Origin of the sequence: Citrobacter sp. R56 (assembly GCF_016811995.1) — a bacterium.
Lineage (GTDB): Bacteria > Pseudomonadota > Gammaproteobacteria > Enterobacterales > Enterobacteriaceae > Citrobacter_D > Citrobacter_D enshiensis.
The window spans coordinates 4,449,861-4,462,564 of record NZ_CP069159.1; the positions used below are offsets into that span (position 1 = coordinate 4,449,861).

Annotated in this window: 13 protein-coding genes; 4 read left to right on the plus strand and 9 right to left on the minus strand. The window is 52.7% G+C overall.

The features are described from left to right. Positions 1-21: 21 nt before the first annotated feature. From JM656_RS20885 to cpxP, 5 genes are all read right to left on the minus strand, one after another. Positions 22-771: a CDP-diacylglycerol diphosphatase gene (locus tag JM656_RS20885; RefSeq protein WP_203359385.1), complete on the minus strand. Its 750-nt coding sequence runs from the start codon at positions 769-771 to the stop codon at positions 22-24. A gap of 105 nt (positions 772-876) precedes the next feature. Further along, on the minus strand, positions 877-1,866 hold the full coding sequence (gene sbp, locus JM656_RS20890) for a sulfate/thiosulfate ABC transporter substrate-binding protein Sbp (RefSeq protein ID WP_203359386.1): 990 nt from the start codon (positions 1,864-1,866) through the stop codon (positions 877-879). Positions 1,867-2,070: 204 nt separating this feature from the next. Continuing rightward, positions 2,071-3,033: a 6-phosphofructokinase gene (gene pfkA, locus JM656_RS20895; RefSeq protein WP_162379691.1), complete on the minus strand. Its 963-nt coding sequence runs from the start codon at positions 3,031-3,033 to the stop codon at positions 2,071-2,073. 185 nt (positions 3,034-3,218) lie between these two features. Beyond that, positions 3,219-4,121, minus strand: coding sequence for a CDF family cation-efflux transporter FieF (gene fieF, locus JM656_RS20900; RefSeq protein ID WP_203359387.1), 903 nt, complete (start codon positions 4,119-4,121; stop codon positions 3,219-3,221). 148 nt (positions 4,122-4,269) lie between these two features. Next, entirely contained in the window at positions 4,270-4,770 is a 501-nt protein-coding gene (gene cpxP, locus JM656_RS20905; protein ID WP_192613885.1) for a cell-envelope stress modulator CpxP, read from the minus strand. 150 nt (positions 4,771-4,920) lie between these two features. Here cpxP and cpxR point away from each other — a divergent pair, with 150 nt between their 5' ends. Together cpxR and cpxA are read left to right on the plus strand one after the other, a co-directional pair. After that, on the plus strand, positions 4,921-5,619 hold the full coding sequence (cpxR, locus tag JM656_RS20910) for an envelope stress response regulator transcription factor CpxR (protein ID WP_038635960.1): 699 nt from the start codon (positions 4,921-4,923) through the stop codon (positions 5,617-5,619). Next, positions 5,616-6,989: an envelope stress sensor histidine kinase CpxA gene (cpxA, locus tag JM656_RS20915; RefSeq protein WP_203359388.1), complete on the plus strand. Its 1,374-nt coding sequence runs from the start codon at positions 5,616-5,618 to the stop codon at positions 6,987-6,989. Before cpxR ends, cpxA begins: the two co-directional genes overlap by 4 nt. 35 nt (positions 6,990-7,024) lie before the next feature. Here cpxA and yiiM read toward each other — a convergent pair whose 3' ends face one another. Then, the gene (gene yiiM / locus JM656_RS20920; protein ID WP_203359389.1) at positions 7,025-7,699 is read right to left on the minus strand and encodes a 6-hydroxyaminopurine reductase; all 675 of its coding nucleotides are present in this window, start codon (positions 7,697-7,699) and stop codon (positions 7,025-7,027) included. 153 nt (positions 7,700-7,852) lie between these two features. On the opposite strand from yiiM, the gene JM656_RS20925 reads away from it, so the two are divergent. Then, positions 7,853-8,749: a dihydrodipicolinate synthase family protein gene (locus tag JM656_RS20925; protein WP_203359390.1), complete on the plus strand. Its 897-nt coding sequence runs from the start codon at positions 7,853-7,855 to the stop codon at positions 8,747-8,749. Positions 8,750-8,794: 45 nt separating this feature from the next. Here the strand turns inward: JM656_RS20925 and sodA are convergent, their stop codons facing one another. Continuing rightward, the gene (gene sodA, locus JM656_RS20930; protein WP_203359391.1) at positions 8,795-9,415 is read right to left on the minus strand and encodes a superoxide dismutase [Mn]; all 621 of its coding nucleotides are present in this window, start codon (positions 9,413-9,415) and stop codon (positions 8,795-8,797) included. 286 nt (positions 9,416-9,701) lie between these two features. On the opposite strand from sodA, the gene rhaT reads away from it, so the two are divergent. After that, positions 9,702-10,736, plus strand: coding sequence for an L-rhamnose/proton symporter RhaT (rhaT, locus tag JM656_RS20935; protein ID WP_192613890.1), 1,035 nt, complete (start codon positions 9,702-9,704; stop codon positions 10,734-10,736). On the opposite strand, the gene rhaR is transcribed toward rhaT, so the two are convergent. Next, positions 10,733-11,581 (minus strand): HTH-type transcriptional activator RhaR, encoded by an 849-nt coding sequence (gene rhaR / locus JM656_RS20940; RefSeq protein ID WP_203359392.1) that lies wholly within the window; start codon positions 11,579-11,581, stop codon positions 10,733-10,735. The genes rhaT and rhaR overlap by 4 nt on opposite strands. Positions 11,582-11,669: 88 nt before the next feature. Next, positions 11,670-12,506, minus strand: a complete 837-nt coding sequence (gene rhaS, locus JM656_RS20945) for an HTH-type transcriptional activator RhaS (RefSeq protein ID WP_192613892.1) — start codon at positions 12,504-12,506, stop codon at positions 11,670-11,672. Between the last annotated feature and the right edge of the window lie 198 nt (positions 12,507-12,704).

The window sequence follows — 12,704 nt, forward strand, 5'->3', positions numbered from 1 at the left end:
GTAAACGCCAGATATGGTGGGTTACTTCAGAATATCACATTGATGATCCTGAATTTCCTCGGCAGACGCCAGGTTGAACGCCAACAGATTGCGCTGTGTGGCCAGCAATACGAAGGTGTCATCGCTCTGGCGCACCATCGCCAGTGCGTAGCTGCCCATATGATCGCGCGCCTCTGGCACCTCTTCCGCCAGCATCATAAAGGGACTGCGTTGCGCCAGTTCGTTCTCGGTGACCCGACGGGCCAGATACTCGTGTCCGCGTAATCCGCCCGCGAGCGGCAACCAGCGGGTGCCGATTTTTGCCATATTGTCATCAAGTTGCGCTCTAACGTCCTTGCGCAAACAGGAGATATGGATGTGGAAATGGTTTTGCGTCCGCCCTGTGCGTGAGTTGATTGCCAATGACACGGCGCTGTCAGGGATCTCCTGTCCGTACTTTTGGCTCATAAAGCTACGCGCCTGCCAGGCCAGCCAGAAGAAGTTGGGCGTAAACGGCTCCGTCAGTAAGGGACTTTCCGTGCCGTTAATGCGGTAAGTTGGCATTAACAGATATTGCAGAGGGCCATTTCTGTCTTTAAACACCACATAACCGGCCTCTGGATTCACTTCTGTACACGGCGCCGGATTGTGATGCTGGCGTTGATTTGGCACGCACTGTTCCAGGACTTTCTCCCGTAACGCATCCGGATTTCCTGTAAATTTCCAGTAGCCGATACCCGCTGCGGCGGCGATGACGACAATCGCCAGTGAAAGATAACCTGCTTTTTTCATTGTGCGTTTCCTGTATCTCATTGAAGTGCAAGAGTAACGCAAAATGATGACAATTAAAAAAGCCCGATGGCATAGCGCCACCGGGCCTGAAAATCGCAGAAATGGTTAGCGTTTGCTGATTTGGTCGAATGTCCCGCCGTTTGCGAAGTGCTCTTTTTGCGCTTTTGTCCAGCCGCCGAACGCCTCATCAATGGTGAAGAGTTTCAATTTCGGAAAGGCGCTTTCATATTTCTTCGCAACATCAGGATTGCGCGGGCGATAGTAGTTTTTCGCTGCAATCTCCTGGCCTTCCGGCGAATAGAGGTACTTCAGATAGGCTTGCGCCACCTCGGTGGTGCCTTTTTTCTCAGCCACTTTATCGACGACCGAAACGGTCGGTTCCGCCAGGATTGACTCGCTCGGGGTCACAATCTCGAATTTGTCTTTACCGAGTTCATGAGTTGCCAGCAGCGCTTCGTTCTCCCAGGCAATCAGGACATCACCAATCCCGCGTTCTACGAAGGTGTTGGTTGAACCACGAGCACCGGAATCGAGGACTTCCACATTCTTAAACAGCGCCTTCACGAAGTCCTGGGCTTTCGCCTGGTCGTTGTTGTTGTGGTGCAGGGCGTAACCCCACGCAGCCAGATAATTCCAGCGTGCGCCGCCTGAGCTTTTCGGGTTCGGCGTAATGACGGATACGCCAGGTTTTACCAGATCGTTCCAGTCATGAATTTGCTTTGGATTCCCTTTACGCACCAGAAAGACGATGGTGGAGGTATAAGGCGCAGAGTTATCCGGCAGACGTTTGATCCAATTTTTATCAATGCGACCACGTTCCGCAATGGCGTCCACATCGTAGGCCAGCGCCAGGGTTACCACATCCGCCTCAATGCCATTAATCACGGAGGTCGCTTGCTTGCCAGAACCACCATGCGACTGGCGGATCACCACGTTATCACCCGTTTGCTGTTTCCAGTGCGCGCTAAACGCTTTGTTGTACTGCTCGTACAACTCACGCGTTGGATCATACGAAACGTTAAGTAATTGAATATCCTTCGCCAGAACGCTGGTGGATGCCAGCAACAACGTTAATCCCACGCCCCATTTGTTCATCGCCCAACTCTCTTATGCTGTGTTTTGATGATCAGAGCGTGCCAGAAAGGAATTCAAACATTAAAGAATAAAAAAAGATTTGCTATAACTACGGGGAATATAAATGAACGTAATAAAGGCGGGATTCACTCCGCCTTTATGCCTGATGGCGCTACGTTTATCAGGCCTACATACTGCATTTGTAGGCCGGATAAGAAACTGCGATCAGTACAGTTTCTTCGCGCAGTCCAGCCAGTCACCTTTGAATGGGCGCTTCATGTTTTCGATAGCGTCGATGATGTCGTGGTGAACCAGTTGTTCGTTCTGGATACCGACGCAACGACCGCCGAAACCTTCCTGCAGCAATTCAATGGCATACGCCCCCATGCGGGATGCCAGAATACGGTCGTAAGGCACTGGAGAACCGCCGCGCTGAATGTGTCCCAGCACGGTTGCACGGGTTTCACGTTTGGTCTCTTTCTCGATGAAATGCGCCAGTTCGTCAACGTCGCACATGTGTTCAGTGATAGCGACGATGGCGTGTTTTTTGCCTTTCGCAATACCGGCTTTGATTTCAGCGACCAGATCTTCGCGGCTGAATTCCACTTCCGGCACCACCACAAACTCACAACCGCCAGCGATCGCTGCCGCCAGGGTCAGATCGCCACAGTAACGTCCCATCACTTCAACGATAGAGATACGTTGGTGAGAGGAGGAGGTATCACGCAGACGGTCAATCGCTTCAACCACCGTCCCCAACGCCGTAAAGTAACCGATGGTGTAGTCGGTGCCTTTGATGTCGTTGTCGATAGTGCCTGGCAGACCAATGCATGGGAAGCCCATTTCAGTCAGGCGTTTTGCACCCATATACGAACCGTCACCGCCGATCACCACCAGCGCGTCAATGCCCCGTTTTTTCAGGTTTTCGATAGCCACAGCACGCACATTTTCATCGCGGAATTCCGGGAAACGCGCGGAACCGAGGAAGGTGCCGCCACGGTTGATCATGTCGGACACGCTGTAACGGTCGAGCTGAACCATACGGTCTTCATACAGACCCAGGTAGCCGTCATAAATACCCATTACTTCCAGCCCTTCCGTCAACGCTGCGCGCACAACGCCACGGATTGCTGCGTTCATGCCCGGCGCATCACCGCCGCTTGTCAACACACCGATTTTCTTAATCATGACTACCTCTGAACTTTGGAATGCAAAATGAAATCTGTTGCCGGAAGCCGAATCTGCATATCGACACGATCCAACGCATATGCAGATAGTATAGCAATCACTTCCTGCTGAATTGATTCAGGTCAGGCCAAAAGGCGGTAATTTATACACAAAATGCTGGCCTGGTTCACTTTTTTTACAACGAATTACGAAAGCTCAAACCTTTTACCTTCCCTGGGTACGACGGAACACGGGTCCTGATGGATAATGACATCAGAGCCCGGAAAACGCCGCAAAATCGCCTGCTCCACCTGTTCAGCCACCACATGGGCCTGAACGAGAGGCAGATGATCTTCCATTTCCAAATGAATCTGAATAAAGCGAGTCGGCCCTGACTGCCGTGTGCGAAGATCGTGAGCGCCGCTGACGCCCGGCCATGATGTCACGATACCAATAATTTCCTGACGTTCGTCGTCGGGCAAGGCGCGGTCCAACAACGATTGCACCGCCTCATATCCCATTCGTAACGCGCTATATAGAATATAGATGCCGATTCCCAACGCAAACAAGGCGTCTGCACGATGCCAGCCATACCAGGCGAGGCCAAGCGCCACAAGAATCGCTCCGTTCATCATAACATCAGACTGATAATGAAGCATATCTGCCCGCACAGCCTGACTTTGCGTCCTGCGCACGACCCAGCGCTGAAACGTGACCAGAATAAGCGTGCAGACCAGTGCGATAACCGTCACCACGACGCCAACGCCGGGATCTTTCATCGGCGTGGGTTGGATGAGGTGTTGGATGCCGGTCAAAAATAAAAACAGCGCAGAGCCCGAAATAAACATACTTTGCGCCAGCGCCGCCAACGATTCGGCTTTACCGTGCCCGAAAGTATGTTCATCGTCTGCCGGTTGCAGCGAATAGCGCACCACCAGAAGATTCGTTAGCGACGCGGCAATATCCACCAGCGAGTCCACCAGCGCCGCCAGAATACTTACCGACCCGGTGTACCACCACGCAAAAATCTTGATCAAAAGTAACATTGACGCCATCACTGTCGCAGCGATTGCCGCCCGGCTTACCAGCCGTCCATAGGTTTGATTCATAAACACTCCTGCCAGGACATGCCGGTAGTATAACGGATGACGCAAAACAGTCAGACAATAACCGGATGACAAATTGAGGGCAAAAAAAACCCCCACATCATGTGGGGGAAGACAGGGATGGTGTCTATGGCAAGGAAAACAGGGGTTGTTACTGGGAACGTGAGTTGCTACTACTCAATAAATTCAACGATGAGCCTTTTTGCCATTGCGCCACGTCGCGCAGCTGCTCCATTCGTTGCTGATGTTTCTCATTTAAAACCGCTTGCTGCTCCGGCGTTAACAGGCGATACATCTGGTTGCGAACCCTGGCCATTTCGACCTGGCGGGCAACCTGTTCTTGTGCCATTTTTTCTGCCTGAGCGCGCACAGCGCTTTCATCAAATTTTTCTGCGGTGACAAGACGATGCATTGTCTCCACTTCGCTAACATTAACAGGAGGCTGTTCGTGTCTTGCCTGCTGCATCAGATCTCTCATCTGTTGACGCTGATGTTCGGTTAAACTTATGCCGTCAAACATATGGCTCTGCGTACTGCGCTGCGTCGGTCCTTCGCCCTGGTGCCAGTTATCGCCTGTAACGACTTCAGCAGCGTGGCTTAAAGAACTGAGTGCCAGCGTTGAGGCCATGACGGCAGCGGTAACTTTGCGCATCACTTGCTCCCAAAATCTTTTCTGTCGCGATTCAACGAGAGACAGTTTACGATTCGGGCTGCAAACATGCGTCAGGGGGTGTAAAACAACGTAAAGTCATAGATTCGCGACTCCTGATGACGTAATTTCTGCCTCGGAGGTATTTAAATAATGAATAAAATCCTGTTAGTTGATGATGACCGAGAGCTGACTTCCCTGTTAAAGGAGTTGCTCGAAATGGAAGGCTTCGATGTGCTGGTTGCCCATGACGGGGAGCAGGCGCTTGAACTTCTGGATGACAGCATTGATTTACTTTTGCTCGATGTCATGATGCCGAAGAAAAACGGTATCGATACATTGAAAGCGCTTCGCCAGACACACCAAACCCCCGTAATCATGCTGACCGCGCGTGGCAGCGAACTGGATCGCGTACTTGGTCTTGAGCTGGGCGCGGACGACTATTTACCCAAACCGTTTAATGACCGCGAACTGGTCGCGCGCATCCGCGCTATCCTGCGCCGCTCCCACTGGAGCGAACAACAGCAAAGCAGCGACAACGGCTCGCCAACGCTGGAAGTAGATGCCCTAAGTCTCAATCCGGGTCGCCAGGAAGCCAGCTTTGATGGCCAAACTCTGGAGTTAACCGGCACCGAATTCACCCTGCTCTATTTGCTGGCTCAGCATCTCGGCCAGGTGGTTTCGCGTGAACATTTAAGCCAGGAAGTGCTGGGCAAACGCCTGACGCCGTTTGACCGTGCGATTGATATGCATATCTCGAACCTGCGCCGTAAGCTGCCGGAACGTAAAGACGGACATCCGTGGTTTAAAACCTTACGTGGCCGCGGCTATCTGATGGTCTCCGCTTCATGATAGGGAGCCTTACCGCGCGCATCTTTGCTATCTTCTGGTTGACGCTGGCACTGGTGCTGATGTTGGTTTTGATGTTACCCAAGCTCGATTCACGCCAGATGACCGAGCTACTGGACAGCGAACAGCGCCAGGGGTTGATGATTGAGCAACACGTTGAAGCTGAACTCGCGAACGATCCACCCAACGACCTGATGTGGTGGCGTCGCTTGTTCCGGGCGATTGACAAGTGGGCGCCGCCTGGACAGCGGTTATTGCTTGTTACCACAGAAGGACGCGTGATCGGCGCAGAACGCAACGAAATGCAGATCATTCGTAACTTTATTGGTCAGGCGGATAACGCCGATCATCCCCAGAAGAAAAAGTATGGCCGCGTTGAGATGGTGGGACCGTTCTCCGTCAGAGATGGAGAAGATAACTACCAACTCTATCTGATCCGCCCGGCCAGCAGTTCGCAATCCGATTTTATTAATCTGCTGTTTGACCGCCCTCTGCTCTTGCTGATTGTGACGATGCTGGTCAGCACCCCGCTGCTTCTCTGGCTGGCCTGGAGCCTGGCAAAACCAGCGCGTAAGCTCAAAAACGCGGCGGATGAAGTGGCGCAGGGTAACTTACGACAACATCCGGAACTGGAAGCAGGCCCGCAGGAATTTCACGCGGCTGGCGCCAGCTTTAACCAAATGGTGACTGCGCTCGAGCGAATGATGACCACGCAACAGCGTCTGCTGTCGGACATCTCTCACGAGCTGAGAACCCCGCTGACACGTCTGCAACTCGGCACCGCCCTGCTGCGTCGCCGTAGCGGCGAGAGTAAAGAGCTGGAGCGTATTGAAACCGAAGCGCACCGACTCGACAGCATGATCAACGACCTGTTAGTGATGTCGCGTAATCAGCAGAAAAATGCGCTGGTCAGTGAAACGATGAAAGCCAATCATCTGTGGGGCGATGTGCTGGATAACGCCGCCTTCGAAGCCGAGCAGATGGGCAAATCGTTGACGGTGAATTTCCCGCCGGGGCCATGGCCGCTCTATGGCAACCCGAATGCGCTGGAAAGCGCGCTGGAGAATATTGTCCGTAACGCCCTGCGCTATTCACACACGAAGATTGAAGTCGGCTTCGCGGTGGACAAAGACGGGATCACGATTACCGTGGACGACGATGGTCCGGGCGTCAGCCCTGAAGACCGGGAACAGATTTTCCGACCCTTCTACCGTACCGACGAGGCGCGCGATCGCGAATCCGGCGGGACCGGCCTGGGTCTGGCGATCGTTGAAACCGCCATTCAGCAACATCGTGGCTGGGTCAAAGCGGAAGACAGCCCGCTGGGTGGTTTACGCCTGGTGATCTGGCTACCGTTGTATAAACGCGCTTAATTGTGGCGCCGGGCATCTACCCGGCGCACAATTTTTTATTTTCCCCACAAACGACGCGAATAATCTTCGAACTTTCCGCTCAAGCGCCGCTTCTGCATCGTTCTGGTCCAGCTTTTTGATAATCCTGCCGCCGACAACAAACGGTGATACTGAGCATCATCAAACGGCATATGCCAGGCAATAGCAATTGCCTCCTGTACCGTGACGTCACTGACGCGCGACACCAGAACCAGCGGCGCATCCGCCGAGACTTTCCCGGCAGAGATAACGCTGTACAACCAGCCCGTTTTACCAGCGTTTTGCATCTGGCTCGCCATGTCGCTGATGCCGAAATGATAGTTGAGTTTGAAGCAGGGCGAACGCGGTTGCGTCACCTGAATCAGCGTCTCTCCCCACTGGAAGATATCGCCAATATAGACATTCTGTTCAGTCAGACCGTCGGTTGAGAGGTTTTCACCAAACGCGGGCGCGACAAACCTATCCGGCTGTTCCGGGAATTCCCTGGCCCAGTGCAGATAATGCTCTCGCGGGTAATGGCACAGTGCGCGATCGGGCCCACCGTGGATTTTCGCCTCCGCCTGCTCATCGCCCTCCAGACCCAGTTCCGTCAGCATCAGTTCGCCATCCACCTGAATCTTCGCAATCGCGCTGGGGCGGCTTCCCGTATAGTCCAGAACCTTGCCTGTAAACACCTCGACTGGATATCGCATCTGTTCCCTCTCCCCGATAAATAATCCTCATTAGAGCATATTTATTTTACCTCAGCCGCTCAAAATGAGAGCAGGATTCACATGGTGAATGGCAAGACATGCTATCAATTAGGATGATTTTGAAACGCCATTTCATAACAAGGAGTCAACAACGTGACAGTACAATCGCAATTTGCTGGTGTCTGGTGTCCCTCCATTACGCCGATGGATAATGATGGAAACGTCGATCTCTCAGGTCTGAAGCATCACCTCAAGCGCCTTACCGACGCCAAAATCGATGTTATTTTGCTGATGGGCAGCATCGGTGAATTTGCCTCTTTTAGCCTCGAAGAACGGCTGATGCTGATCCGGGAAGCCAGAGCAATGAGCTCGCTGAAGATGGTCGCCAACGTCTCCTCCACCTGTATGAGCGACGTTTTACAGATGGCACAGGAAGCCGACAAAGCGGGTTACGATGCGGTGATGGTATTGCCGCCGTACTATTACGGACAAACAGCAAAACAGCTCCTGAGCTATTTCCGTAAACTGGGCGGCGCATTGCGCGGAAAATGGTTTGCCTACAATTTCCCGGCACGGACCGGCTGTGATTTAACCCCAGACCTGGTCGCAACGCTCGCTGCCGAGTTCCCCCATTTTGCCGGTATTAAGGATACCGTCGATTGCCAGTCCCACACCCGCAGCATGATCCAGACCACCCGTGCCGTGCGTGATGACTTTGCCGTCCTCTCCGGCTATGACGAGTATTACATCCCTAACCTGATGGCAGGCGGCGCAGGGATCATTTCCGGCTTAAACAACGTGATGCCTGAGCTTTTTGTCGACGCGCGCGAGGCGTTTAAACAGGGCGATTTGCAAAAGTTGCGTGAAATTCAAGACAAGATCGGTACCTATATGTCCATTTACGCGATCGGTGAAGATTTTGTCACCACGATTAAAACCGTGGTATCGCGTAAATTTGGTTATTGTACCGGGGTTTCGCGCAATGCAGGCGGTGAGCTGAGTGAGAAGGACTGCCGAACGATTGATGAGGTGTTTTTGACAAAAGGTTGAGTCATGCAGCCTGATGGCGTTACCGCCATCAGGCAACAATCAGACTTATTTTTTCGCAGCGAAACGCGCTGCAGCTTCGTCCCAGTTCACCACGTTCCAGAACTCTTTAATGTAGTCCGGACGGCGGTTCTGGAATTTCAGGTAGTAAGCGTGTTCCCATACGTCCAGACCGACGATCGGGAAACCAGACGCGCCAGAAACAGCTTCACCCATCAGCGGGGAATCCTGGTTCGCGGTAGATACCACTGCCAGTTTGTCGCCTTTCAGCACCAGCCACGCCCAGCCAGAACCAAAGCGAGTGGCGGCCGCTTTCTCAAACTCGGCTTTGAAATTATCAACGGAACCGAAATCACGTTCGATGGCGGCTTTCAGGTCACCCTGCAGGGTAGTACCGGTTTTCAGGCCTTTCCAGAACAGACTGTGGTTAGCGTGACCGCCTGCGTTGTTACGCAGTACGGTTTTCTTGTCCGCTGGCAGTTGATCCAGTTTCGCGATCAGCTCTTCGGCAGACAGGCCAGCGAATTCTGGCAGGCTTTCCAGCGCCGCATTGGCATTGTTGACGTAGGCTTGATGGTGTTTGGTGTGGTGGATTTCCATCGTCTGCTTATCGAAGTGCGGTTCCAGTGCATCGTAAGCGTACGGCAGGGATGGCAGGGTATAACTCATAATCATCTCCATTATTATCGAGCGGCTGGGTGTTAACGCCGCGTAAGCAGTTGGTTCATTATAGTTAATTAAATGATATTGAAAATGATTATCAATGCCGTACTTTTCCTAAGGATATAAACCCTCCCCCACTTACCAAAGATGTGAACTAAATCACCCGCTTAACGCGCCTATTGCCAAAGAGAATAAAAAAGCGGCAACGGGAAGAAGGTTAAGAATCTGCGCAATTTTTACACTCATCACGTCGAAGGGGTAAGGCGACAATAAAAACGATGAGGATAAATTCATGAGTAACGCGATTACGATGGGTATTTTTTGGCATTTGATAGGTGCGGCCAGTGCAGCCTGTTTCTATGCCCCGTTTAAGCAAGTAAAACAGTGGTCATGGGAAACGATGTGGTCGGTTGGCGGGATTGTCTCCTGGATTATCCTGCCGTGGACCATCAGCGCCATGCTGCTGCCCGATTTTTGGGCCTACTACAGCTCTTTTAACCTTTCTACTTTATTACCTGTTTTCCTGTTTGGCGCCATGTGGGGTGTAGGCAATATTAACTACGGCCTGACCATGCGCTACCTCGGTATGTCGATGGGGATTGGTATCGCGATTGGCATTACGCTGATTGTCGGTACGCTGATGACGCCCATTCTCAACGGTAACTTCGATGTCCTGATCAACACGGAAGGCGGACGCATGACGCTGCTTGGCGTGTTGGTCGCGCTTATCGGGGTGGGGATTGTGACCCGTGCCGGGCAGTTGAAAGAGCGTAAAATGGGCATCAAAGCCGAAGAGTTCAACCTGAAAAAAGGTCTGCTGCTGGCGGTAATGTGCGGGATCTTCTCTGCCGGCATGTCCTTTGCGATGAATGCCGCCAAACCGATGCATGAAGCCGCTGCCGCCCTTGGCGTGGACCCGTTGTATGTCGCCCTGCCCAGCTACGTGGTGATCATGGGTGGCGGCGCGCTGGTCAACCTGGGTTTCTGTTTTATTCGTCTGGCAAAAGTAAAGAATCTGTCGATAACCGCCGACTTCTCGCTGGCAAAATCCCTGATCATCACCAACGTGCTGCTTTCAGCACTTGGCGGTCTGATGTGGTATTTGCAGTTCTTCTTCTACGCCTGGGGCCACGCACGCATTCCGGCGCAGTATGACTACATCAGCTGGATGCTGCACATGAGTTTCTACGTCCTGTGCGGCGGTATTGTCGGGCTGGTGTTGAAAGAGTGGAAAAACGCCGGTCGACGTCCTGTGAGTGTGCTGAGCCTGGGCTGCGTGGTGATTATCATCGCCGCCAATATTGTCGGAATGGGAATGGCAAGTTAGTCGTTGTGATGACTGAGATGACGCCACTGGCTTGGCGTCATCCCGGTTTCCCGCGTGAACACCACTGAAAAATAGTTACTGTCCTCAAACCCACATTGCATTGAAATCTCGCCGATCATCAGGCGGCTATGCTGGAGCAAATATTGCGCGTGGCAGACGCGGATCTGGCGCAAATATTGGTTGATGGTCATACCGGTTTGGGCGCGAAACTGCTGGCGCAACACGCGTTCACTGCAGGTTTCCCTGGCGCAAAATTCATCCAGCGCAAACGGGTGCTCCAGGCTGCCCGCCAGCGCGGTGATCAGTTTATCCAACAGCGTTTCGCTTGAGGTAGCAGGAAGATTATCCGTGGCATAGCGATGGCGCTGCAGGATCATCACCAGTTGCCCAAACAGAAGTTCCGCCATACCGTTAGCCAACGGGCAGCTCTGCTGGCTTTCATGCTCAAGCTGGCTGATAACCTGCCGCGCCTGAGTCATACCGGCGCTGGTCAGACGCCAGTGTGGCTGCCATTGGGTGCCGTTAAATCCAGGTATCGCCTCTTCCCACCGCAGGTTCAGCTTCAGCCGCTCCGGGCAATAGATGATGTTCTGTAATACCAGATCATTAACTGACGTGTAGGAGTGTTTATCTTCGGCGCGAATATAGAACAGGTCGCCGCGCGTAATGCGATACGGGCGTTCATTGAGCACATGCAAACCGTTGCCACGCCAGACCAGCACCAGTTCACAAAAATCATGGGTATGTTCCGCAAAGACATTTTGCGGATAGCGATCGGCGACAGCAACCGCCTGCGCGTCGCTTGCAAAAAAGTCGGCTTTATGAAGAACGAGCTGATTTGCCACCACATCACCTCTACCAATAACAACACTCTATTATGCGTCAAGCGGCGGCAAAAAATATTGATATACCCGTCATACTTCAGCATCTGCGTTATTGCAGCAATGCGTCGCGCCCCTGGCGGATATCACGCGGCGACCAGTCAAATTCGCGGCGAAAAAGCGTCGAAAAGTGGTTACTGTCGCCAAAACCGCAGCGATAGGCGATATCGGTAACACTGTCATCGCTATGGCGTAGCAGATGACGCGCTTTAATTAAACGCAGCCGGTTCAAATAGCGCTGCGGCGTCAGCCCGGTTTGTTGTTTCAACTGACGGTGCAAGGTGCGTAATGAGAGCGAAAACCGATCGGCTACAGCTTCCCAGCAGACCTCTTCGGCAAAGTGATCTTCCAGCCAGGCCATCAGGTGATTCAGCCGCGCATCATTATCCGTCGCCCCTTCCATCAAGCTGCTTTTGCGTAGCAATACCAGCAACTGCATAAACACAATTTCGCGGTTGGCGACCGCTGGCGTGTCCATCTCTCCATCGGGTTGTTCCAGTTGAGCAACCAACTGGCGCACCTGCTGTAACACCCCCTGGTTTACCCGCCAGTGGGACGGATACAGCCCATCTTGTTCCTGCGGTAAAAGCTGGTTCAGCCCTGCCAGAAACTGGAACGCATCCGGCGAACGATAGAGCACGTTGGTCAGACACAGATTGTCAGTATGTTCATACATGTGTCGGTCATGATCGCGAACAAAACAGACGGTGCCGCCGCTGATGGTGTACGGCTGTCCGTTGAATACATGAATGCCCGTGCCATGTTCAACGATCACGATTTCATGAAAATCATGATGGTGCTCAGGAAAAGCAGACTGCGGAAGCCGGGGTTCGATGGCGATAGGGACCTTACCTGACGGAAAAAAATCCACGCTGTGCAATAGGGTCATGATGGCTTCCTGACATGAAGTGGAACATGACTGAAATAGTAATTAAGGGGTCGCCACCTCACCTTAAAGTTTTGACACGAAAGCGCGCATATCCGGTCATTTTTTCAAGACAGGGCAGGAAAGTTCGCTAAATGCGGACGCCGTCACATCAGGTAAAAACAGGCTCATTACTGGAAACTGTGAACGTCATCACGTTCA

What these genes read in the sequence shown, in the direction of transcription:
- JM656_RS20885 (WP_203359385.1), bottom strand. Translation starts at nt 771, where the DNA reads ATGAAAAAAGCAGGTTATCTTTCACTGGCGATTGTCGTCATCGCCGCC.
- sbp (WP_203359386.1), bottom strand. Translation starts at nt 1,866, where the DNA reads ATGAACAAATGGGGCGTGGGATTAACGTTGTTGCTGGCATCCACCAGC.
- pfkA (WP_162379691.1), bottom strand. Translation starts at nt 3,033, where the DNA reads ATGATTAAGAAAATCGGTGTGTTGACAAGCGGCGGTGATGCGCCGGGC.
- fieF (WP_203359387.1), bottom strand. Translation starts at nt 4,121, where the DNA reads ATGAATCAAACCTATGGACGGCTGGTAAGCCGGGCGGCAATCGCTGCG.
- cpxP (WP_192613885.1), bottom strand. Translation starts at nt 4,770, where the DNA reads ATGCGCAAAGTTACCGCTGCCGTCATGGCCTCAACGCTGGCACTCAGT.
- cpxR (WP_038635960.1), top strand. Translation starts at nt 4,921, where the DNA reads ATGAATAAAATCCTGTTAGTTGATGATGACCGAGAGCTGACTTCCCTG.
- cpxA (WP_203359388.1), top strand. Translation starts at nt 5,616, where the DNA reads ATGATAGGGAGCCTTACCGCGCGCATCTTTGCTATCTTCTGGTTGACG.
- yiiM (WP_203359389.1), bottom strand. Translation starts at nt 7,699, where the DNA reads ATGCGATATCCAGTCGAGGTGTTTACAGGCAAGGTTCTGGACTATACG.
- sodA (WP_203359391.1), bottom strand. Translation starts at nt 9,415, where the DNA reads ATGAGTTATACCCTGCCATCCCTGCCGTACGCTTACGATGCACTGGAA.
- rhaT (WP_192613890.1), top strand. Translation starts at nt 9,702, where the DNA reads ATGAGTAACGCGATTACGATGGGTATTTTTTGGCATTTGATAGGTGCG.
- rhaS (WP_192613892.1), bottom strand. Translation starts at nt 12,506, where the DNA reads ATGACCCTATTGCACAGCGTGGATTTTTTTCCGTCAGGTAAGGTCCCT.